The following is a 20,365-nucleotide window of genomic DNA, read 5'->3' as shown; positions in this document are numbered from 1 at the left end:
ACGATTAGCGATACGACCGCTTTCCAACCGGGACGCATCGGCTTAACCGGGCCGCACACGGACAGGGGACGACGGAATTGGACAACCTGCGCGGCAGCATCCTGATGGTTCTCGCGATGCTTGGCTTCGCGCTGGAGGACATGTTCATCAAGCAGATGGCAGGCGCCCTGCCGACGGGACAGATCCTCGCCATGCTGGGCCTTGGCGGCTTCATCGTCTTTGCCGCCGTGGCCCGGGCGCAGGGCGACAGGCTTTGGCAACGCGACGTCCTGCATCCAATGGTCCTGTTGCGCAATCTGGGCGAAATCTTCGGCACCATGGGCTACGTCACGGCGGTCGTGCTGACGCCAATCTCCTCGGCCTCGGCGATCTTTCAAGCGACACCACTGTTCGTCACGCTGGGGGCCGCGCAGTTCCTGCGCGAGGCAGTGGGCTGGCGCCGCTGGGTCGCGATCTTCGTCGGGTTCTGCGGCGTCCTGCTGATCATCCGGCCCGGGATGGAGTCCTTTCGCCCCGCGTCGCTGTTCGCCGTGCAGGGCGTCGTCTTCCTAGGTATCCGCGATCTGGCGACGCGGCGCATCCCGTCCACGATCAGTTCCATGCGCGTTTCGACCTATGCTTTCGGTGTCATTGTGCCCACCGGCATCGTCATGATGGCGGTGATGGGCGAACGTGCCGTGCAACCCGGCATGCTGGATACGTTCCGCATCGCTGGCTCCATCGTTGCGGGCGTGCTGGGCTACTACGCTCTGGTCACAGCGACACGGCTGGGCGACATGTCCCATGTGGCGCCGTTCCGGTATTCCCGTCTTGTATTTGCGCTGGTCATCGGCGTCTTCGTCTTCGGCGAACGGCCCGACGCGGCAACCCTGATCGGGGCTGCGATCATCGTCGGCTCCGGCGTCTACACCGCGTTCCGCGAAGGCCAACGCCGCCGGACTTCCCTTGCGGCAGCAGGCGCGATATAAGCCCGTTAACGCTAACACACACCTCTCGGAGACCTCTCATGAGCAGCATCATCGACATTCACGCCCGCGAAATCCTCGACAGCCGGGGCAACCCTACAGTGGAGGTCGATGTGACCCTCGAGGACGGCACGATGGGCCGCGCCGCCGTCCCCTCGGGTGCGTCGACCGGCGCGCACGAGGCCGTCGAACGGCGCGACGGCGACAAGGCGCGCTACATGGGCAAGGGCGTGCTGGAGGCCGTGGCATCGGTGAATGGCGAGATCTTCGAGGCGCTTCTGGACTGCGACGCGCTGGATCAGGTCGGCATCGACGAGGCGATGATCGAGCTCGACGGGACCGACAACAAGGGCCGTCTGGGGGCCAACGCGATCCTTGGCGTGTCGATGGCCGTGGCCAAGGCCGCCGCCGATTTCACCAGCCAGCCGCTGTTCCGCTACATCGGCGGCACATCCGCCCGGATGCTGCCCGTGCCGATGATGAACATCATCAACGGCGGCGAACACGCCGACAACCCGATCGACATCCAGGAATTCATGATCATGCCGGTGGCCGCAGACAACATCCGCGAGGCCGTCCGCATGGGGTCCGAGGTGTTCCACACGCTGAAAAAGGAATTGTCGCAGGCCGGCCACAACACCGGCATCGGCGACGAGGGCGGCTTTGCCCCCGGTCTCAGCTCGACCCGCGAAGCACTTGATTTCATTCTGAAGTCGATCGAGAAGGCCGGCTACAGACCCGGCGAGGATATCTACCTCGCGCTCGATTGTGCGGCGACCGAATACTACAAGGGCGGCAAGTACGAGATGAAGGGCGAAGGCAAGTCGCTGACGTCCGAGGAAAACGTCGACTACCTGGCCCAGCTTGCCAGCGACTATCCGATCATCAGCATCGAGGACGGCATGTCCGAGGACGACTGGGACGGCTGGAAGGCGCTGACCGACCGCATCGGCGACCGGGTGCAGTTGGTGGGCGACGACCTGTTCGTGACCAACCCCAAGCGTCTGGCGGAAGGCATCAAGCGCGGATCGGCCAATGCCATGCTGGTCAAGGTCAACCAGATCGGCACCCTGACCGAGACGCTGCAGGCTGTCGAAATGGCGCACCGCGCAGGCTTTCGTAATGTGATGTCGCACCGGTCGGGCGAGACCGAGGACGCCACCATCGCTGACCTTGCGGTCGCCACGAACTGCGGTCAGATCAAGACCGGGTCGCTGTCGCGCTCTGACCGTCTGGCGAAATACAACCAGCTGATCCGGATCGAGGAAATGCTGGGTGAAACGGCGCAGTATGCCGGACGGTCGATCCTGAAAGGGTGAGGCTCAATTTTCGGGACACACCTGCTGCCACCCGGCGAGGTGGCGGCAGAGCGGGCATGGTGGGCCAACCTATGGCGTGGCTGTCGTCAAGACCCTGGCAGTTTCCCAAATCCGCTGATCTTGAATCGCAGCATTGCGTCAGTGCTCCGCGGATCGATGTCGTAAAGATGTGGCCGCTTCTCAAAATAGCTGCGCCAGGTCTTCCCGGAGACCGAGCTGATCTGGGTCTGATGCTTGACTTTCATAGCATTGGCCAAGTCACTCACCAGCATTCCTTTTCCTTCACGACTGTGCGTTGAGATGACGCCGCGGATCTTATTGTCGAAAGCTGACACGGTTTGGGGCGCAGATTTCGACGACGGCGTGTTGGAGCGTTCTTGACCTACATCTACCACCTTGGTCGCCGTCGATGACGGTCCCACCACAATGAATTTGCTGCAGCCGGCTTTGAAAAATTGTGGCACCTTCGCTTCGCCTATCCCGCAAACCACGATTCCTCGTTCGCGCAGCCTCTGCGCCAGATGGACGAAATCGCCGTCAGAGCTTGCGATGACGAATCCGCCCCAGTCGCCCGACAGCGCCAGCTCCATCGCGTCGATGCACAGCAGGACGTCAGCAGCGTTCTTGCCGCAGCCAGCATGGATCATGCGAAAACCCGGCGTCGTCAGGGACGCATTGCAGTAGACGCGCGCCAGATCGACGCGGCCCAGCTTGCGTGCCTCGGCCATGATCTTGGCCGCGTGCACCGCACTCAGATTGTCGCCATCGACGAGGACGGCAATGCGTTGGGTCATGGCACCGGGTCCTGGATCGCCGTTCTCTCAGGCCCCCGTCCGCGCATTGCGGCAAGATCGGGACCGAATCTGGACGCGAAACGAAAAAGGGGTGACCGAAGCCACCCCTCTCCTGTCGTTCACCAAGATGGTGTTATTCCCAGAAACCTTCGTCGACGTCCTGCGCCGCTTCAATCTCTTCCTGCGTCAACTGCGTGACATAGGCGTAGCTGCCGTCATCCAGCGCGGTCAGACGCACATCGCTGATGGGCATCATGACCATCTTGTCGCCGAGACCCAGAAAGCCACCGACTTCACCCACGATACCGACCATCTGGCCGGTCTTGGACAGCACGACGTCCTCGATCGAACCAATACGCTCCCAGCCTTCACCGGTACCGGCATAGGCTTCATTGCTGGTCCAAGCGGTGTTGTCTTCGGCCGCATCCATGCGCCAGATCTCACCACCGGTGATGTCACGGGTGCGGATCAGATTCTCGGACGTAGTCAGATCGAAGTTCTGCATGTCACCCGCGGACTCGGCGGTCTCGGTCATTGCATCGCCTGCGTTCTCAGCCGTATCACCCATGGATTCGACAGTATTTTCCATCGGCTGCTCGGTCTGAACCGCATCGGTATCCATCGCAGGATCGGCAGTGACGTGGCTTTCGGCAAAGGCCATCGAGCCGGCAACGGTCAGGGCGACGGCGGCGGTTGATGTCTTGAGGATATTCATGTCTTGCTCCTAAATCTTGTTCTGTAAACACAACGGACTGAAGCGGGAATGGTAGCGACTGACGTATGGTAAAGCCTCCCGGATTTCACCTGAATCAGCAAAAGCTGGACTGAACCGATTTTCATGTAATTGGAGGAGCCACATTGGAGGCCGATGCCATCATTGCAGCGCTGTCCTTGTCGCCACACCCCGAGGGCGGCTGGTATCGTCAGACGTGGATCGCCGACAACCCCGGCCGACCTGTCGGGACGGCGATCCTGTTCCTGCTGAAGGAGGGTGAGGTCAGTCATTGGCACACCGTGGATGCAACGGAAATCTGGTTCTGGCACGCCGGCAGTCCGCTGGTGCTGTCCCGCGCGGCCAAGGCCACGGGCCCAGCGACCGACGACATCCTTGGCCCTGACGTGCTGAATGGCCAGTCCGCCCAGTTGATCGTGCCGCCTTTCCATTGGCAATCGGCCCGCAGCATCGGCGACTGGACGCTGGTCAGTTGCACCGTGTCGCCGGGTTTCGACTTTGCCGGATTCCATCTGGCGGAACCCGGCTTTGACATTCCGCGCGGGCCTGCCTAGCAAGTCCGCAGCTTGAAAGGCGGACCTACCCACGATGAACACGATCACCGAAGGTATCGTTGCGGCCCTGCGCCTGATCGTGACGCTGGACCCGGACCTGATCGAGATAAGCCTGCGGTCGTTACAGGTCACGCTGACAGCTCTGGTCTTCGCCAGCCTCATCGCCATTCCGCTTGGCACGGTCCTGGCCGTCCAGCGGTTCCGCTGGCGCCGCACGGTCATCGCCCTGCTGAATGCGCTGATGGGGCTGCCCCCGGTGGTCGTCGGCCTTATCGTCTACGTGCTGCTGTCGCGCGCCGGGCCGCTCGGCGTGCTGGGCCTGCTGTTCACGCCAACGGCGATGATCATCGCACAGGTCGTGATCATCACGCCTCTGATTGCCTCCGTCACCCATCAGGCGATGCGGGATCTTTGGGCCGATTACCACGACCTGCTGATCTCGCTCAGCACAACAAAGCGGCAGCGGATCGTGACGCTGATCTGGGACGGGCGCCGCACCTTGCTGACCGCGATCCTCGCCGGGTTCGGCCGCGCGATCGGAGAGGTCGGCGCAATCATGATCGTCGGCGGCAACATCGATCACGCCACGCGCGTGCTGACCACGGCGATCGCGCTGGAAACCGGCAGGGGCGACTTCGGCCTGGCACTCGGCCTCGGTTTCGTGCTGATCGGCATCGCCATCGCGGTCAACCTCGCGATCCATGCGCTGTCGGGCACCGAACGGGAGGAGCGCTGGTGAGCATCCTGCCCCTGACCCTGACCGCCGCCACGGTGCAGCGGCGCGGCAAGCGGCTGCTGGGTCCGGTGGACCTGACATTGGGTGCCGGCGGAGTCACCGTGATCGTCGGCCCGAACGGGTCCGGCAAGACGACTTTGCTGCGTGTGATGCACGGCGTCGAGCGGCTGACCGGCGGCAGCGCGCGGTGGGCTGTGCCGCAACGCACGGCCCAGGCGCGGCAGGCCTTCGTCTTTCAAAGCCCGATCATGCTGCGCCGATCCGTCGCCGCGAACCTGCGTTATCCGCTGGTCCTGCAAGGGACAGCCCGGGCGGAACAGGACGCCGCCGTGGCCCACTGGGCCGGGCGCATCGGGCTGGCGGACGCGCTCGACACCCCGGCCCCGCGCCTGTCGGGCGGTGAGCGGCAGAAGCTCGCCTTGGGCCGTGCGTTGATTGGCGGGCCTGAGGTGCTGTTCCTCGATGAACCCTGCGCCAGCCTTGATGGCGCGGCAACGCTCGCCATCGAAGGGCTGCTGCGCGAGGCCCGCGATGCCGGCGTCCGCGTCGTCATGGCGACGCACGACATTGGCCAGGCGCGCCGTCTTGCGGACGACGCCCTCTTCGTGTTGGCTGGACGCATCGCAGAGGCTGGCCCGCGCGCACAGATGTTTGACGCACCACGGACCCCGGCCCTTGCAGCCTTTCTGAATGGAGACATCGTCACATGATCGCCCGTATCGCCCTCGCTGCCGCCCTATGTGCCACGTCCCTTTCCGCCGAAGAGATGAAGATGGCCGTGACCACGTCCTTCGACAGCTCTGGCCTGGCCGAAGTGCTGTTGCCCGCCATCAAGGACGACCTCGATATCGACCTGCAACTCCTGGTCGTCGGGACCGGGCAGGCCATCGAACTGGGCATGAATGGCGACGTCGATGCCGTGCTTGTCCATTCCCGCACGGCCGAGGAAGATTTCGTGGCCTCTGGCAACGCCACCCACCGGCGCGAGATCATGTACAACGATTTCGTGGTGATCGGACCTGCCGATGATGTTGCCGGTGTGGAACAGGCAGACACGGCGGCGGCCAGCTTTCAAGCGATCGCGACGGCCGAGGCACCCTTCGTCAGCCGCGGCGACGACAGCGGGACGCACAAGGCGGAACTGACGCTCTGGACCGATGCAGGACTTGATCCGCAGACCTTCGGCGACTGGTACAATGCCGTCGGGGCCGGCATGGGGGCCGCGCTGAACACGGCGGCCGGGCTAAATGCCTATATCCTGTCGGACCGGGCCAGCTGGCTGAACTTCGGCAACACCGGCGACCTTGCCTTGCTGTTCGCAGGCGATCCGGCCCTGTTCAACCAGTATGCCTATCTGCCCGTGAACCCGGAGCTACATCCGTCCGTAAGGAACGACCTTGCGATGAAGCTGGAGGACTGGCTCGTCTCAGACACCGCCAAGGCGCTGATCGAGGAATACACCATCGACGGTGAGCCGCTCTTCGTCTTCAACGCGCAGGCGGAGTGACCGATAGCACTGCCGATTTCGGGGCTCTGCCCCGATCCCCGGGATATTGCTGACCAGAAGAAGGTGCGGCCGCGACCCTAATGGTCGTGGCCGTTGTGATCGTGACCGGCATCGTCATCGGTGACGTGGATCGCGAATTGGTCCAGCCCCGCGTCCTGCGGCGGGATCGCGCGAAAGCTTTCGCGCACGCCGCTTTCGGTCAATTCGCGCGTCACCGTGAGCAGCGTATTCGTATCGTGTTCGGCGCAAAGGTCCGTCATGGCATGCAATTCTTCCAGCGCCGTGGGGCGGGCCGTTGCGCGGTCCGGTGCGCCGTAGATCGCGACGAAATGGTCGGCCAGCGCATCGGCCAGCGTGTCCAATTCAGCGGGCGTGATCGGCGTCACTGCGACGAAGCTGGTGCGCCCGAAGGTTTCCACGCCCATCCAGCCGTTCGTGAACGCCTGCCGCGCGCGGCCAACAAGATCGCCCGCGCTCCAGTTCGAGAACTCGAACCCGCCGGGGATGCACCATTCGCCGGTGCGGGCGGGACTGTGAAAGACGCGCGTGTCGCTGTCGTCGAAGTGGATTGCGCGGGCGAGGTTCATGGGGCGTCCTTCAGCAGGGTGGTCAGCGCAATCAGGTCGGTGCCGGTTGCGGTTTTCAGCAGCATGTTCAGGTCTTCGTCTGTGCCAAGAAAGGCGCCGGTCCGCCCCGCCACCGTCACGTCACCGTTCAGGCCATGAAGCAGACCCGACCATTCGCGGTGCAGGGCAGCCACGTCTTGATTGTCCCAGCTGTCGAGCCAGGACAGCGTGTGCCGCAGCCACCCCGCCAGCAGGTCCGGGGCCGCAACGTCTCCGCAGCCTTCGGCATGAAGCGCCGTGCGATCCGGCTCCGTCCCTCCGTCTTCGGTCGCAGGGATCAGGTCGAGCGTCAGGCCGATGACCAGCCAGTCGGGCACCTGCGCCGGATCGGTCGTGCTGGCCGCCATCGTCAGGTGCCCACAGCGCCCGCCGTTGACGCAGATCGCGCCGCCCCATCCCAGATGCAACGCCACCGCCGGCGGGGCCAGCACGCCAAGGGCGTTCTGGAACCCCACACCGCACAGCGGCAGCATGATCGCGGCCTGCGCGAGCGGCACCTCTGGCGCAAAGACGATTGCGGCGCGCATCTGTGCGGGGCTCAGGTCGTGGATGACGAGACCCGCCTCCGTGCCGTCCCGCGCCGCCTGACAGGCCAGCGCAAAGGGGTCGCCCCCCGCGCTGGCGTAGCCGGTGAACAGCGGCGGCAGGTCGTCGGTCATGCGAGCCGTGCGGCAATCAGCTGCCGAGCCACGGACCGGAAACCCGCCGCCTGTGCAGAGTCGGGGTCGGAGACGACGATGGGTGCACCGCCGTCGGAGGCCAGCCGGATCGACAGGTGCAGCGGGATTTCTGCCAGCAGCGGCACGCCCAGCTTCTCGGCCTCGCGCGCGACGCCACCGTGGCCGAAGACGTGTTCCTCGTGCCCGCAGGCAGAACAGATATGCGTGCTCATGTTCTCGATCATGCCGATGATCGGGACATGTAGCTGCTGGAACATGTCGATCCCCTTGCGGGCGTCGAGCAGCGCGACGTCCTGCGGCGTGGACACGATGATCGCGCCGTCGACCTGCGCCTTCTGCGCCAGCGTCATCTGCACGTCGCCGGTGCCGGGCGGCAGGTCCACGATCAGCACGTCGAGCGTGCCCCATTGCACTTGATTCATCATCTGCTGCAGCGCGCCCATCAGCATGGGCCCGCGCCAGACGACGGCCTGATCCTCGTTCGTCATGAGGCCGATGGACATCATCGTCACACCGAAGTTGCGCAGGGGCAGGATCGTCTTGCCATCGGGGCTGGCGGGTCTGCCCGAGACACCCAGCATCCGGGGCTGGCTGGGTCCGTAGACATCCGCATCCAGCAGACCGACGCGGCGGCCTTCGGCGGCCAACGCACAGGCAAGGTTCGATGCCACGGTCGACTTGCCCACGCCGCCCTTGCCAGAGGCTACGGCGATGATCCGGTCGATGCCGGGGATTTTCTGCGGGCCAGACGGCGTCGCGCGCTGCGGCTTCAGGTCGGGCGGTGCGGCGGGCGAGGTGTGTGCGGTCAGGACCACCGTGACCTTTGCCACACCGTCAAGCGCAGCGATTTTCGCCTCTGCCTCGGCCTGCACCGGCGCGTAGGCGGCAGCGCGGCTGGGCGCGATTTCCAGCACGAAACGGACCACGCCCTCATCCACCGTCAGCGCCTTGACCGCACCGGACGCATTCAGCGGCCCGCCCGTTCCGGGATCGGTGATACCGGCCAGAACGGCCTGCACGTCGTCGCGGGTGACCGTCATGTCTGCTGTTCGGTCCGGCCTTCGATCCGGCCCGTCACGACATGTTCCAGGTCCAGCCCGTCCACGGTCAGCACGACCCTGGCCTGAAACGTCTGGCCGGTGGTGTCACCCTTTGCGCGCATGGCTTCCTCGATCGCCTGCTGACTGGTCACGCCAACCTGTTTCAGGAATTTGCGCATGGACATGTTGAAGGTGTCGTCGGACATCGTCGTCTCTCCTCAGTGATCGCGGCGTTTGGACAGGTAGTCGTCCGTGGTGCGCGGCTTGGGGCGCTCTGCGCCGGTGAAGGGGTTGTCGTCGGCATGATACTGCGCGGCGACCCGGCAATTGTCGCACATCTGGATCATGCGCAGGGCGGCAGGATTGGCGAACATCGCATGGCCGGTCAATTTTGCCGTGATGTTGTCGATGGTGGATTTCACGCCAAACAACGTGCCGCAGTCCACGCAGGCAAAGGGCTCTTCCTCGTGCAGCACGATCTGGCGAAAGGCTTCTGGCGTCAGGGTCAGGCGTGGTTCGAGTGTGATCGCGTCTTCGGGGCAGATGTTGGCGCAGAGGCCGCACTGCAGGCAGGCGTCCTCCTGGAATCGCAGTTGCGGACGGTCGGGATTGTCGCCAAGCGCGCCGGAGGGGCAGAGCGACACGCAGGCCAGGCACAGCGTGCAGGCGTCGTTGTCCAGCAGAACAGCGCCGTATGGCGCGTCGGCTGGCAGATCGATGACAGTGGCCTGCGGTTGCAGCGTCCGTGCGGCAAGGCGCGTGACCTGACGGCGGGTGCCGATCTGCAGGGTGGGCGTGGCGACAACCGGGCCGGGCTTGGCCGCATAAAGGTGATCGGACAGTGCGTCCGGGTCAGTCAGGTCAAGAAGCGTCAGCGCCTCGCGTCCGGCGATGGCATTGGCAAGGGATCTTTCGCACAACGGCGCCGCGGTCTCCGTCGTGGGCGACAGCAAGATCGCCACGTCGCTGAACCCGGCCCCCAGCGCCGCGACCGCCTCGGCATGGCCGAAGGCGGCAAGCGCCGCGACCTGCAGCGGAATGACGTCGGCGGGCAGACCGCGGCCAAAGCGCGCGGCAAGGCGGATCATCTCGATCCCATGGTCGGCATCGTGGACCAGCAGACGGGGTGCTGTGCCACCCGCCTTGCGGTAGGTCTGCGCGAGGGTGTTGAGGCGGGCGAACGTGTTGTCCACTGACGGCGCATCGAAGCTGATCGCGCCCGACGGGCAAACGGCGGAACAGGCCCCGCAGCCTGCGCAGATCATCGGATCGACCGAAACATGATCGCCATCGGGCGTGATCGCGCCCGTCGGGCAAAGGTCGAGGCAGTTGGAACAGGCCACCTGTTCGGCGCGCGAATGGGCGCAAAGCGATTGCTCGAGCCGGACGTAAAGCGGCTTTTCGAAGGTGCCGATCAACTGGCTGGCGGCCAGCACGGCGGCGGCAACGGCAGGTTGACTGGCGGGGTCGGCGCGCAGGTATCCGTCACGCTTGGCGTCGGCGGCGAACAGCGGCCCCTGCCCCCGCAGATCGAGGATCAAGTCGCAGCCCGACTGGGCCCCGTCCTGCGGTGGGGTCAGTCGCACGGGGCCACGCCCGCCGGGGATCACCTGTTGCAGCGCATCCATCCGGGTTTCGAACCGGCCCAGCGACCCGGTCGCCTGCACCATCGATCCCGTCACGGTGTCGAAGCCCGGGTGCAGGTCCACGTCCCAGCCCGCAGGCATCAGCAGCGTGACACCCAGCGTATTCGACAGCGCGCGTGCGGCGTCGACGGCCACCTGATCGCGACCGAGGATCAGGCAGGTGCCTTCGGACGTCACGTCAAGCGTGCGGATCACGGGCGGCGGCAGCAGCGCCTCGGCCAGCAGGGCAGCCTGTTTCGGGGTGGCGTCCTTCGCTTCGGTCCAACCGGCGCGGTCCCGGATATCGACGAAGGTCGGGACCGGGGCCCCGATCTCCTCGGCCAGTGCAGTGAACCGTGGTGCCTCTTGCTGGCAGGCGATAACGACGTCACCGTCCGTCATAGCGGCCGTGGCGGCGTCGATCTGGTGGTCGCACAGGCCGGTGTGCAGGCGCGAGCAGGTGGCCCCCGTTGCCGACTCGAGCGCCGCGCGATCCACGCGTTGACTGCCAAGGCAATCGCAGATCAGAACTGTCCTGGACATACGATGCCTCCAACCTCATGCGGCGTCCTGTTCAACACCAAACGGCACGAAGGTAAACCGCAAACCTGCGTGATAACGCAGCACGAAATTGCTGCATTGACGCATGCGCCGCCAGCACCAGGTTTCCCTTCGAACCGAATAAAGCCTTGGCGACCCCGTCATGTTCCGACATGATCGCGGACCTGTAGCCGAGACCATTGAACCAGACGCGGGAGCGGGCCTTGCCGATCATCGTCCCAGACAGCCAGTCCATGCCCGTCGGTTCGGTCGGCGTGATCGTCGCGAGGATTGCCGCCTCGCGTATCGACCGGACCGCCCACGTGTGTCGGGCGCACATCCGGGGAGAGGCCGCACATGACCGGTGAGCCGTCCTTTTTCGCCCGCCGACGCGCCGGACTTGAGGCAGAACGAGAGGCCGAAAAGGCCGCCGCGCTGCCGCACGACGCAAAGATCGACGAACAGCCGGACTATGGCGAGATGTCGGACGCCGAGATCCTCGGTGCCTTGGAGCTTCCCGACCCCGAGACATTGCGCAAGGGCGACAACTTTGCCGCTTTCATGGCAAAGGCCGTGCCGCTGCACCTGCGCAACCGCGCGCTGCGCAAGCTCTGGCGGTCCGATCCGACGCTGGCCTGCCTTGACGGACTGAACGATTACGATGCGGATTATCTGACCGGCTCGACGGGCCAGGGGGTGATCCAGACCTCTTATCAGGTGGGCAAGGGGCTGATGGCGCATGTGGAAAAGCTGTCCGCAGCAGCAGCGCAGGACGACGCCACATTAGCAAATGTGCCGGACGACGACGTCGACACGCTGGCGCTGTCCGAAGACCTCACCGTCGCTGACGCGGCCGTTGCTCAGACGGCAGCCCCCGCGCCCGACGACGCCGATGACGCGAATGTCGCCGCCAGCCACCCGCGCCGCATGCGCTTTGCCTTCGGAGACCACGCATGACGGCCGATCGCCTGCGCGACATCGACGCCGAAGATCGCCTGCGCGCCGATCTGTACAACTACCTTGGCCTGATCCTGTCCGGTCCGCCGGACGGTAAGCTGCTGGACCAGACGGCGGGGCTGTCGGGGGATACTTCTGAACTGGGTCGCGCGATCGACCAGTTGGCGAAGGTCGCGCGGGTCGCGACACCCAAGGGGGTGACGACCGAATACAACGCGCTGTTCATCGGGCTGGGGCGTGGTGAACTGCTGCCCTACGCCAGCTTTTATCTGACCGGTTTCCTGAACGACAAGCCGCTGGCGCGTCTGCGCGGCGACATGGCGGCGCTGCGCATCGCGCGGCCGGACAATGTATTCGAGCCTGAAGACAACATTGCCTCCCTGATGGAGATGATGAGCGGACTGATCGTCGGACGCTTCGGCGCGCCCGCGACGCTTGCGGCACAAAAGGATTTCCACGCCAAGCACATTGGCCCCTGGGCCGGACACTTCTTCAGCGACCTCGCAGCGGCGAAAGCCGCTGTCTTTTACGCAGGCGTGGGGGACGTGGGACGCGTCTTCATGCAAATCGAACGCGAAGCCTTCCGGCTTGCGACGGACTGAGAGCGGATCACCGCGAGGGACACCGACGCGACCGCCACCCTTCGACCATCAGACTTAAAGGAAACGACCCATGACCGACACAGCCCGCACCGTCATCATCCGCGATACTGGCGGACCAGAGGTCATGTCGCTGGAGGATCGCCCCGTCGGTGATCCCGGCCGGGGCGAAGTCCGCATCCGCCACATGGCCTGTGGGTTAAACTACATTGACGTCTATCACCGCACCGGGGTCTATCCCTTGCAGATGCCCCACGGTATCGGCATGGAAGCCGCTGGCGTGATCGAGGCGGTGGGCGAGGGTGTGACGCACCTGAAGGCCGGAGACCGCGCGGCCTACGCGTCGAATCCGCCGGGCGCCTATAGCGAAGCGCGCGTCATGCCCGCAGCACAGGTCTGCCCCCTGCCCGACGCCATCAGCTTCGAGGAAGGGGCCGCGATGATGCTGCAGGGCATGACGGTGGAATACCTGTTTCACCGCACGGTGCCGCTGAAGGCGGGCGATACGGTCCTGATGCACGCGGCCGCCGGTGGCGTGGGCCTGATCGCCTGCCAATGGGCGAAATCCGAAGGCATCACCCTGATCGGCACCGCGGGATCGGACGCGAAGTGCCAGCTTGCGCTGGATCACGGGGCGACGCACATGATCAATTATGCGACTGACGACTTTCCCTCCCGCGTTCGCGCTCTGACGGATGGGCGCGGTGTCGATGTGGTGATGGACGCGGTCGGCCGCGATACCTTCGAAGGGTCGCTCGACTGTCTGCGACCTGTCGGCATGATGATCAGCTTTGGGAACGCCTCCGGCGTCGTGCCGCCGTTCGACCTGGCGATTCTGGGCAAGAAGGGATCGTTGCAGATCACGCGCCCGACCCTGTTTTCCCATATCGCGGATCACGAGACCTGTCAGGCGATGGCCGCGCATCTGTTCGACAAGGTCATCAGCGGTGCGGTGACGATTAACATCGGCCAAAGCTATCCGCTGGACCGGGTCGCGGATGCGCATCGCGATCTGGAAGCCCGCAAGACAACGGGGTCGACGATCCTGACGCTCTGACGCAGGCGTGATCGTGGGGTGAGTGGCAAGGTGCCGGTGCTGCCCCAATTCAGGGGCATGAGACACATGACCCGTCGCCTGTTCCTTGCCGGCACGCTTGCCGCGACCGCCGCCCGCCTGCCCGCGCAAGCGGCCGGATGGGACGCCATTGCCGACCGCGCGCGCGGTCTTGACCAACTGCATAGCCTGATCGTCGCCCAGAACGGCACGCGCGTCATCGCAATGGCACCGCGCGGGCCGGGGCTGGACCAACTGGCGAACGTGAAATCGGTGTCGAAGACCCTTGTCGCCGCCCTGACCGGGGCAGCGATCGATCGGGGAGAATTGACGTTGGACAGCACACTGGCTGACGCCGCTCCGTCGCTGATCCCCGGCGATGCCGATCCTCGCGTGGCCGCCCTGACGGTGCGCGACCTGATCACCATGCGCGCCGGGTTGGAACGCACGTCCGGCGGCAACTATGGCGGCTGGGTGTCGAGCGGCAACTGGGTCGCGGACGCCCTGTCGCGCCCCTTTGTAGCGGAACCGGGCGGTCGGATGCTGTATTCCACCGGCTCGATCCACATCCTTGGGGCCGTGCTGGCGCAGGCCGGCGACGCGAGCCTGCTGGACCTTGCCCGCGCGCGCCTGGGCCGCCCCCTTGGCATCGACATCCCGCCCTGGACCCGCGACCCGCAGGGCCGTTATCTTGGCGGGAACGAAATGGCGCTAACGCCCAACGCGATGTTGCGGTTCGGCGAGATGGTGCGGCAAGGCGGTGTCTGGGACGGCCAGCAGGTGCTGAGCAAGGCGTGGATCGACGCGTCTTTCGTGCCCAACACACGCTCGCCCTATTCTGGCCTGTCCTATGGGCTGGGCTGGTTTCTGGGTCAGGCGCAGGGGCAGGACTTTGCCCTTGCCCGTGGCTATGGCGGCCAGATCATCGCGGTCGTCCCAAACCTCGCCACCACCGTCGTCATCACCTCGGACCCGACCCTGCCCGCCCGCAGCGAAGGCTACTTCGGCACGTTGATGGACCTGATCGCGCGGGACATCATGCCCGTCGCCCGCAAGGCTTGAGGTTTTCGCGGTATACCGACGTATACCGCCTTCCCGAACGCGGCAATATCCGCTAGGACGTCTGCAATCGCAACGTGCCAAAGGGGACACCATGTCCAAGATCAAGGTCGCAAACCCCATCGTCGAACTCGACGGTGACGAGATGACACGCATCATCTGGGATTTCATCAAGCAGAAGCTGATCCTGCCCTATCTGGACGTGGACCTGCTGTATTACGATCTGAGCATGGAGGAGCGTGACCGCACCGACGACCAGATCACTATCGACGCGGCCCACAAGATCGCCGAAATCGGCGTCGGCGTGAAATGTGCGACGATCACCCCGGACGAGGCGCGGGTCGAGGAATTCGGCCTCAAGAAGATGTGGCGCAGCCCGAACGGCACGATCCGCAACATCCTTGGCGGCGTGATCTTCCGCGAACCGATCATCTGCAAGAACGTGCCGCGTCTGGTGCCGGGCTGGACCCAGCCCATCATCGTCGGCCGCCACGCCTTTGGCGACCAGTACAAGGCCACGGATTTCCGCTTTCCGGGCAAGGGCAAGCTGACGATCAAGTTCGTCGGTGACGACGGCGAGACGATCGAACACGAGGTGTTCCAGTCCCCCTCTGCCGGTGTGGCGATGGCGATGTACAACCTTGACGACAGCATCCGCGACTTCGCACGCGCCTCGCTGAACTACGGGCTGAAGCGGAACTACCCGGTCTATCTGTCCACCAAGAACACTATCCTGAAGGCCTATGACGGCCGGTTCAAGGACATCTTCCAAGAGGTCTTTGACGCTGAATTTGCCGAGAAATTCAAGGAAGCCGGAATCACCTACGAACACCGCCTGATCGACGACATGGTCGCGGCCTCGATGAAATGGTCCGGCGGCTATGTCTGGGCGTGCAAGAACTACGACGGCGACGTGCAGTCGGACACCGTGGCGCAGGGCTTTGGGTCGCTTGGCCTGATGACCTCTCAACTGATGACCCCCGATGGCAAGATCGTGGAGGCCGAGGCCGCCCACGGCACCGTCACCCGCCATTACCGCCAGCATCAGGCGGGCAAGGCGACGTCCACGAACTCCATCGCGTCGATCTTTGCCTGGACCGGCGGCATCAAGCACCGCGCCAAGCTGGACGACAACGCAGAACTGATGCGCTTTGCCGAGACGCTGGAAAAGGTCGTCGTGGACACAGTCGAATCTGGCCAGATGACCAAGGACCTCGCCCTGCTGGTCGGCCCGGACCAGAAGTGGCTGACCACCGAGGGCTTCCTCGACGCCGTGGATCAGAACCTGCAAAAGGCGATGTAAGCCCGTTTTTCGGGCAGACGTCCGAAATTCGCGCCAACCAAGGGGCCGCTCCGCAGGGAGCGGCCTTTCGTCTCTGGACAGGTCAGATGTGCTGTCCTATCGCAGGGCATGACCCCAGCCAACAAGCACTCCCTTCTCGAAGACATCCAGGGCATGACCCTCGGCGTGTTCCTCTGTGCGCTCGGACTGACCGTTCTGACGTCGGTCGGGTTGATCACGGGCCAGACAGCGGGCATCGCCGTCATCACCGCCTATCTGACCGGCTGGTCCTTCGGCCCAGTATTCTTCGTCATCAACCTGCCCTTCTACGCGCTGGCGTGGCGCAGACTGGGGCGCGCTTTTACCATCAAGTCGTTGCTCTCCGTAACGGCTCTGTCCGTGATGACCGACCTGATCCCGCGCGGCATGACCTTTGCCACGCTGAACCCCGCACTGGGGGCGGTGACATTCGGTGCCGTCACCGGCCTAGGCCTGCTGGCCCTGTTCCGCCACAACGGCAGCCTTGGCGGGCTGGGCGTCGCGGCCCTGCTGGTGCAGGACACGACCCGGTTCAAGGCAGGCTACGTCCAGCTTGCCGTCGATGCGGTGATCTTTGCCGCAGCCTTCCTGCTGTTCCCGGCCACCATCGTCATGTGGTCGCTGCTGGGGGCCGTCGTGCTGAACCTGATCATCACCTTCAACCACCGCCGCGACCGGTATATTGCCACCTGAACGGCGCTGAGGTAGGTCACTGCCATGCCGTTCCATTACCTCGCCCTGATCGTCGCCATCGTGACCGAAACCATCGGCACCACGGCGCTGCAAGCCAGCCAGCAGTTCACCCGGCCACTGGCCTCGGTCGTCTGCGTGGTGTTCTACGGGCTGTCCTTCTACTTCATGGCGCACGCGCTGCGGGTGATGCCCGTCGGCATCGTCTATGCCATCTGGTCGGGTCTTGGCATCGTACTGATCGCGGGTATCGGCTATATCGTCTTCGGCCAACGACTCGATCTGCCGGCGATCGTGGGGCTTGCGCTGATCATCGCGGGGATCGTCGTGATCCAGCTTTACTCGGACACCACGCCGCACTAAGGGACTAGCCTTTGCTGCGATTGCACTGTATGCGCGCGGCAACTCCGGACAAAGGCTGACCTCATGGACATTCGCAATATTGCGATCATCGCACACGTTGACCACGGCAAGACCACGCTGGTGGACGAGCTTCTGAAGCAATCGGGCGTCTACCGCGCGAACGAGGCGACGACTGAGCGCGCCATGGACAGCAACGACATCGAACGCGAACGCGGCATCACGATCCTTGCCAAATGCACGAGCGTCGAGTGGAAGGGCACCCGCATCAACATCGTCGACACCCCCGGCCACGCCGATTTCGGTGGCGAGGTGGAGCGGATCCTGTCGATGGTCGACGGTGTGGTCCTGCTGGTCGACGCCGCCGAAGGCCCGATGCCCCAGACGAAGTTCGTGACCTCCAAGGCGTTGGCACTGGGCCTGCGGCCCATCGTCGTCCTGAACAAGGTCGACAAGCACGACGCCGAACCCGACCGCGCGCTGGACGAGGTCTTCGACCTGTTTGCCGCTCTCGACGCGGATGACAAGCAGCTTGATTTCCCGGCCATGTATGCCTCTGGCCGGTCCGGCTGGTGCGACATGGAACTGGACGGCCCGCGCGAAAATCTCGATGCGCTGTTCGACATGGTCCTCAGCCACGTGCCGATGCCTGCACAGATCTCCCGCCGCGCAGAGCCGTTCCAGATGCTGGCGACCACGCTCTCTGCCGATCCGTTCATCGGTCGCATCCTGACTGGCCGGGTCGAGGCAGGCACCCTGCGCGCCGGTGAGACCGTGAAGGCCCTTCACCGCGACGGCGAAAAGTTCGAGCAGTTCCGCGTGTCCAAGATCCTGGCCTTCCGCGGTCTGCAACAGCAGGCCATCGACGTGGCAGAGGCGGGCGACATCGTGACCCTCGCCGGCATGTCCAAGGCCACCGTCGCCGACACCATCTGCGACCTCAGCGTCGACACCGCCCTGCCCGCGCAGCCGATCGACCCGCCCACGATCACCGTGACCTTCGGCATCAACGACTCGCCCTTGGCAGGCCGTGACGGCAAGAAGGTCCAATCCCGGGTGATCCGCGAACGCCTGATGCGCGAAAGCGAAGTGAACGTCGCGATCAAGGTCGCCGACACCCCCACCGGCGATGCCTTCGAGGTGTCGGGCCGCGGCGAGCTTCAGATGGGCGTGCTGATCGAGAACATGCGCCGCGAAGGGTTCGAACTCTCGATTTCGCGCCCGCAGGTCATCTACAAGACCGAAGACGGCGTCCGGATGGAGCCGATTGAAGAAGTCACCATCGACGTGGATGACGAATACACCGGTGCCGTGGTCGAGAAGCTGACCGGCCCCCGCAAGGGTGACCTGCTGGAAATGAAACCCGCTGGTGCCGGCAAGACCCGCATCATCGCGCATGTCCCGTCGCGCGGCCTGATCGGCTACCACGGCGAATTCCTGACCGACACGCGCGGCTCTGGCGTGCTGAACCGCCTGTTCCACGGCTGGACCCCCTACAAGGGCCCGATCCAGGGTCGCAGGCAGGGCGTCCTGATCTCGATGGAAAACGGCACCTCCGTCTCCTATGCCCTGTGGAAGCTGGAGGACCGCGGCAAATTCTTCATCGGCGCGCAGGAAGCGGTCTATACCGGCATGATCATCGGTGAACACACGCGCGAGAATGACCTGGAGGTGAACCCGCTCAAGGGCAAGCAGCTCACGAACGTGCGTGCCTCCGGCACCGACGAGGCCGTGCGCCTGACCACGCCCGTTACGCTGACGCTGGAACAGGCCATCGCCTATATCGACGACGACGAACTGGTCGAAGTCACGCCGAATGCCATCCGCCTGCGCAAGCGCTTCCTCGACCCGCATGAACGCAAGCGCAACGCAAAGTCTGCCTGAACGTCAAAAAGGCCCGCCAAATCGGCGGGCCTTTTCATGTCATGCATACTGCCCAGCTTCTTTTTGTCAGAAATATCCCGGGGGGACTGTGATGGCTAATGCAATTCAGACAGTTCCCATTGGCTTTCGTCCCTTATTTTTTTGGCTATACCATCTAATTCGACGCCTCGCGTAGTCCTGATTGTTTGTCAATTCTTTGTCAGCGGCCAGACAACTCCCAAAGTGCAGACCGGATGAGCGTGAGCCGCACATATTGGCGTCGATTTAATTGCTGGATCGGCTGCCTTGCCCCCCTCTGGGGGGGGGCGGCGGCGGTGCGGGACATGCCCAAGAACACGGACGGATGGAACGGAAAAACCCGGAGCCTGCGGCATCCGGGTTTCGTTTTGTTCTCATCGTGGCGGGGCTGGATGGCGGTGCGGGTCAGTCGTCCGTGTCGCTGCCATCGTCTGCCAAGCCGCCCTCGATCACCCGCAGCTTGCGACGACTTGGCATAAGCAGGGCCGTAGCGTTGAGCTGCGCCGAAGTGAACTTGGCATAACGCGCCGTCTCTGCTGTCGTGGCGTGGCCCCCATCAGCTTTGCGATCTTTTCCAGCGACACGTCCTGCTGCACCAACAGAGAGGCGAAGGTGTGGCGGGCATCATAGACAGTGAAGCCGCCCTTCCTGCCCCTCCCAAGCCCGAGCTTGGCGCAGGCGTCATAGAGGTGGACGCGCAGTCTATGATGATCCCGATCCCACGGTCGTGGACCATCAGGGTGGTGCTTGTCATAGAACACCGGGCCTTCCAGACCGAAGGGCTTGGGTTTGCGCACACTGGCCTCTCCGTAGCGTCGCAGGATCATGTCGCGGGCATCTGCTGGCAACTGCATCCTGCGCTCTTTCTTCATCTTGCTGCCGCCTTTGAAGTTGTAGCGTCACATAAACTTCGCCCATCTCGACCCGCACATCGCTCCACATAAGTCGGTTCATCTCGACAGGACGCGCCCCACTAAAGAAAAGGAAAATCAGCTCGTCCCTGGCCTCATGCGATATGGCCGTCAGAATGTCGTCGCGCTGGTCGGCCGTGCAAAATCTGGTCGGCGTATCCTCTGCATTTGGTTTCTTGATCTTGATGTCAGGCACGTTGGGCATCGTGAGCTGGTCCCGTGCATAGGCCATGCTCGCATTGATGACCGCGATGAGGCCACGCTTCGATGCGTTGGCGATGTCGTGACCGTTGACCCAGCGAATGAAGTCCAGCCCGGTCAGGTCCGACAACTGTCTGCTTCCGAACTGTTTGTGCAGCCGCTTCGCAATCCCAACGTGCGAACGCCCAAGTC

23 protein-coding genes are annotated in these 20,365 nt (G+C 64.2%); 15 read left to right on the top strand and 8 right to left on the bottom strand.

The features are described from left to right. The first annotated feature begins 77 nt into the window (after positions 1 to 77). Both ACOI1H_RS10275 and eno read left to right on the top strand, forming a co-directional pair. A complete protein-coding gene (locus ACOI1H_RS10275; RefSeq protein ID WP_422437188.1) occupies positions 78 to 968 on the top strand; it encodes a DMT family transporter in 891 nt (296 codons plus the stop codon). Between the two features lie 38 nt (positions 969 to 1,006). Further along, entirely contained in the window at positions 1,007 to 2,284 is a 1,278-nt protein-coding gene (eno, locus tag ACOI1H_RS10270; protein WP_422437186.1) for a phosphopyruvate hydratase, read from the top strand. An 86-nt stretch (positions 2,285 to 2,370) separates the two neighbouring features. Here eno and ACOI1H_RS10265 read toward each other — a convergent pair whose 3' ends face one another. Next, positions 2,371 to 3,078, bottom strand: coding sequence for an NYN domain-containing protein (locus tag ACOI1H_RS10265; protein WP_422437184.1), 708 nt, complete (start codon positions 3,076 to 3,078; stop codon positions 2,371 to 2,373). 133 nt (positions 3,079 to 3,211) lie between these two features. Beyond that, on the bottom strand, positions 3,212 to 3,793 hold the full coding sequence (locus tag ACOI1H_RS10260) for a PRC-barrel domain-containing protein (protein ID WP_422437183.1): 582 nt from the start codon (positions 3,791 to 3,793) through the stop codon (positions 3,212 to 3,214). Positions 3,794 to 3,936: 143 nt separating this feature from the next. Between ACOI1H_RS10260 and ACOI1H_RS10255 the strand changes: the two genes are divergently transcribed. The 4 genes from ACOI1H_RS10255 to ACOI1H_RS10240 are packed head-to-tail and all read left to right on the top strand — an operon-like array spanning position 3,937 to position 6,608. Beyond that, positions 3,937 to 4,365: a cupin domain-containing protein gene (locus tag ACOI1H_RS10255; RefSeq protein ID WP_422437182.1), complete on the top strand. Its 429-nt coding sequence runs from the start codon at positions 3,937 to 3,939 to the stop codon at positions 4,363 to 4,365. A gap of 34 nt (positions 4,366 to 4,399) precedes the next feature. Further along, positions 4,400 to 5,104 carry an ABC transporter permease gene (locus tag ACOI1H_RS10250; protein ID WP_422437181.1) on the top strand — a complete coding sequence of 235 codons (705 nt, stop codon included), beginning with the start codon at positions 4,400 to 4,402 and terminating at the stop codon, positions 5,102 to 5,104. Further along, the gene (locus ACOI1H_RS10245) at positions 5,101 to 5,811 is read left to right on the top strand and encodes an ATP-binding cassette domain-containing protein (RefSeq protein ID WP_422437179.1); all 711 of its coding nucleotides are present in this window, start codon (positions 5,101 to 5,103) and stop codon (positions 5,809 to 5,811) included. Before ACOI1H_RS10250 ends, ACOI1H_RS10245 begins: the two co-directional genes overlap by 4 nt. After that, positions 5,808 to 6,608 (top strand): substrate-binding domain-containing protein, encoded by an 801-nt coding sequence (locus tag ACOI1H_RS10240; protein WP_422437177.1) that lies wholly within the window; start codon positions 5,808 to 5,810, stop codon positions 6,606 to 6,608. Before ACOI1H_RS10245 ends, ACOI1H_RS10240 begins: the two co-directional genes overlap by 4 nt. Positions 6,609 to 6,685: 77 nt before the next feature. Here ACOI1H_RS10240 and ACOI1H_RS10235 read toward each other — a convergent pair whose 3' ends face one another. From ACOI1H_RS10235 to ACOI1H_RS10215, 5 genes are read right to left on the bottom strand one after another with little or no spacing between them, the layout of a single operon-like run. Continuing rightward, positions 6,686 to 7,195 carry a DUF6505 family protein gene (locus ACOI1H_RS10235; protein WP_422437175.1) on the bottom strand — a complete coding sequence of 170 codons (510 nt, stop codon included), beginning with the start codon at positions 7,193 to 7,195 and terminating at the stop codon, positions 6,686 to 6,688. Continuing rightward, positions 7,192 to 7,893 (bottom strand): DUF4444 domain-containing protein, encoded by a 702-nt coding sequence (locus ACOI1H_RS10230; RefSeq protein WP_422437174.1) that lies wholly within the window; start codon positions 7,891 to 7,893, stop codon positions 7,192 to 7,194. Before ACOI1H_RS10230 ends, ACOI1H_RS10235 begins: the two co-directional genes overlap by 4 nt. Beyond that, positions 7,890 to 8,954: an iron-sulfur cluster carrier protein ApbC gene (gene apbC / locus ACOI1H_RS10225; RefSeq protein ID WP_422437172.1), complete on the bottom strand. Its 1,065-nt coding sequence runs from the start codon at positions 8,952 to 8,954 to the stop codon at positions 7,890 to 7,892. The genes ACOI1H_RS10230 and apbC overlap by 4 nt, the downstream gene beginning before the upstream one ends. Then, positions 8,951 to 9,160 (bottom strand): DUF6494 family protein, encoded by a 210-nt coding sequence (locus ACOI1H_RS10220; protein WP_422437170.1) that lies wholly within the window; start codon positions 9,158 to 9,160, stop codon positions 8,951 to 8,953. Before ACOI1H_RS10220 ends, apbC begins: the two co-directional genes overlap by 4 nt. 12 nt (positions 9,161 to 9,172) lie before the next feature. Further along, a complete protein-coding gene (locus tag ACOI1H_RS10215) occupies positions 9,173 to 11,122 on the bottom strand; it encodes a 4Fe-4S binding protein (protein ID WP_422437168.1) in 1,950 nt (649 codons plus the stop codon). A 221-nt stretch (positions 11,123 to 11,343) separates the two neighbouring features. On the opposite strand from ACOI1H_RS10215, the gene ACOI1H_RS10210 reads away from it, so the two are divergent. From ACOI1H_RS10210 to typA, 9 genes are all read left to right on the top strand, one after another. After that, complete coding sequence (locus ACOI1H_RS10210) at positions 11,344 to 11,487, top strand: hypothetical protein (RefSeq protein WP_422437166.1); 144 nt, start codon at positions 11,344 to 11,346, stop codon at positions 11,485 to 11,487. Then, positions 11,477 to 12,076 carry a DUF3306 domain-containing protein gene (locus ACOI1H_RS10205; protein ID WP_422437164.1) on the top strand — a complete coding sequence of 200 codons (600 nt, stop codon included), beginning with the start codon at positions 11,477 to 11,479 and terminating at the stop codon, positions 12,074 to 12,076. The genes ACOI1H_RS10210 and ACOI1H_RS10205 overlap by 11 nt, the downstream gene beginning before the upstream one ends. Next, complete coding sequence (locus ACOI1H_RS10200) at positions 12,073 to 12,678, top strand: TorD/DmsD family molecular chaperone (protein ID WP_422437162.1); 606 nt, start codon at positions 12,073 to 12,075, stop codon at positions 12,676 to 12,678. The genes ACOI1H_RS10205 and ACOI1H_RS10200 overlap by 4 nt, the downstream gene beginning before the upstream one ends. Positions 12,679 to 12,748: 70 nt before the next feature. After that, a complete protein-coding gene (locus ACOI1H_RS10195) occupies positions 12,749 to 13,732 on the top strand; it encodes a quinone oxidoreductase family protein (RefSeq protein WP_422437161.1) in 984 nt (327 codons plus the stop codon). A gap of 57 nt (positions 13,733 to 13,789) precedes the next feature. Continuing rightward, entirely contained in the window at positions 13,790 to 14,791 is a 1,002-nt protein-coding gene (locus tag ACOI1H_RS10190) for a serine hydrolase domain-containing protein (RefSeq protein ID WP_422437159.1), read from the top strand. 91 nt (positions 14,792 to 14,882) lie between these two features. Continuing rightward, complete coding sequence (locus ACOI1H_RS10185) at positions 14,883 to 16,091, top strand: NADP-dependent isocitrate dehydrogenase (RefSeq protein WP_422437157.1); 1,209 nt, start codon at positions 14,883 to 14,885, stop codon at positions 16,089 to 16,091. A gap of 108 nt (positions 16,092 to 16,199) precedes the next feature. Further along, a complete protein-coding gene (locus tag ACOI1H_RS10180; protein WP_422437155.1) occupies positions 16,200 to 16,802 on the top strand; it encodes a YitT family protein in 603 nt (200 codons plus the stop codon). 24 nt (positions 16,803 to 16,826) lie between these two features. Next, positions 16,827 to 17,162: a DMT family transporter gene (locus ACOI1H_RS10175; protein ID WP_422437154.1), complete on the top strand. Its 336-nt coding sequence runs from the start codon at positions 16,827 to 16,829 to the stop codon at positions 17,160 to 17,162. A 63-nt stretch (positions 17,163 to 17,225) separates the two neighbouring features. After that, the gene (typA, locus tag ACOI1H_RS10170) at positions 17,226 to 19,043 is read left to right on the top strand and encodes a translational GTPase TypA (RefSeq protein ID WP_422437153.1); all 1,818 of its coding nucleotides are present in this window, start codon (positions 17,226 to 17,228) and stop codon (positions 19,041 to 19,043) included. Positions 19,044 to 19,811: 768 nt separating this feature from the next. Here the strand turns inward: typA and ACOI1H_RS10165 are convergent. Further along, positions 19,812 to 20,365: hypothetical protein (locus ACOI1H_RS10165; RefSeq protein ID WP_422437151.1), on the bottom strand; the 554-nt coding region annotated here is incomplete at its 5' end.

This window comes from Loktanella sp. DJP18, assembly GCF_049310965.1.
In the GTDB taxonomy this organism is placed as follows: Bacteria; Pseudomonadota; Alphaproteobacteria; order Rhodobacterales; family Rhodobacteraceae; genus Loktanella.
This window is presented reverse-complemented; position numbering and strand designations above follow the sequence as displayed.

What these genes read in the sequence shown, in the direction of transcription:
- ACOI1H_RS10190 (WP_422437159.1), top strand. Translation starts at nt 13,790, where the DNA reads ATGAGACACATGACCCGTCGCCTGTTCCTTGCCGGCACGCTTGCCGCG.
- typA (WP_422437153.1), top strand. Translation starts at nt 17,226, where the DNA reads ATGGACATTCGCAATATTGCGATCATCGCACACGTTGACCACGGCAAG.
- ACOI1H_RS10265 (WP_422437184.1), bottom strand. Translation starts at nt 3,078, where the DNA reads ATGACCCAACGCATTGCCGTCCTCGTCGATGGCGACAATCTGAGTGCG.
- ACOI1H_RS10180 (WP_422437155.1), top strand. Translation starts at nt 16,200, where the DNA reads ATGACCCCAGCCAACAAGCACTCCCTTCTCGAAGACATCCAGGGCATG.
- ACOI1H_RS10260 (WP_422437183.1), bottom strand. Translation starts at nt 3,793, where the DNA reads ATGAATATCCTCAAGACATCAACCGCCGCCGTCGCCCTGACCGTTGCC.
- ACOI1H_RS10185 (WP_422437157.1), top strand. Translation starts at nt 14,883, where the DNA reads ATGTCCAAGATCAAGGTCGCAAACCCCATCGTCGAACTCGACGGTGAC.
- ACOI1H_RS10220 (WP_422437170.1), bottom strand. Translation starts at nt 9,160, where the DNA reads ATGTCCGACGACACCTTCAACATGTCCATGCGCAAATTCCTGAAACAG.
- ACOI1H_RS10175 (WP_422437154.1), top strand. Translation starts at nt 16,827, where the DNA reads ATGCCGTTCCATTACCTCGCCCTGATCGTCGCCATCGTGACCGAAACC.
- ACOI1H_RS10205 (WP_422437164.1), top strand. Translation starts at nt 11,477, where the DNA reads ATGACCGGTGAGCCGTCCTTTTTCGCCCGCCGACGCGCCGGACTTGAG.
- ACOI1H_RS10230 (WP_422437174.1), bottom strand. Translation starts at nt 7,893, where the DNA reads ATGACCGACGACCTGCCGCCGCTGTTCACCGGCTACGCCAGCGCGGGG.
- ACOI1H_RS10235 (WP_422437175.1), bottom strand. Translation starts at nt 7,195, where the DNA reads ATGAACCTCGCCCGCGCAATCCACTTCGACGACAGCGACACGCGCGTC.
- ACOI1H_RS10250 (WP_422437181.1), top strand. Translation starts at nt 4,400, where the DNA reads ATGAACACGATCACCGAAGGTATCGTTGCGGCCCTGCGCCTGATCGTG.
- eno (WP_422437186.1), top strand. Translation starts at nt 1,007, where the DNA reads ATGAGCAGCATCATCGACATTCACGCCCGCGAAATCCTCGACAGCCGG.
- ACOI1H_RS10195 (WP_422437161.1), top strand. Translation starts at nt 12,749, where the DNA reads ATGACCGACACAGCCCGCACCGTCATCATCCGCGATACTGGCGGACCA.
- apbC (WP_422437172.1), bottom strand. Translation starts at nt 8,954, where the DNA reads ATGACGGTCACCCGCGACGACGTGCAGGCCGTTCTGGCCGGTATCACC.
- ACOI1H_RS10215 (WP_422437168.1), bottom strand. Translation starts at nt 11,122, where the DNA reads ATGTCCAGGACAGTTCTGATCTGCGATTGCCTTGGCAGTCAACGCGTG.
- ACOI1H_RS10200 (WP_422437162.1), top strand. Translation starts at nt 12,073, where the DNA reads ATGACGGCCGATCGCCTGCGCGACATCGACGCCGAAGATCGCCTGCGC.
- ACOI1H_RS10240 (WP_422437177.1), top strand. Translation starts at nt 5,808, where the DNA reads ATGATCGCCCGTATCGCCCTCGCTGCCGCCCTATGTGCCACGTCCCTT.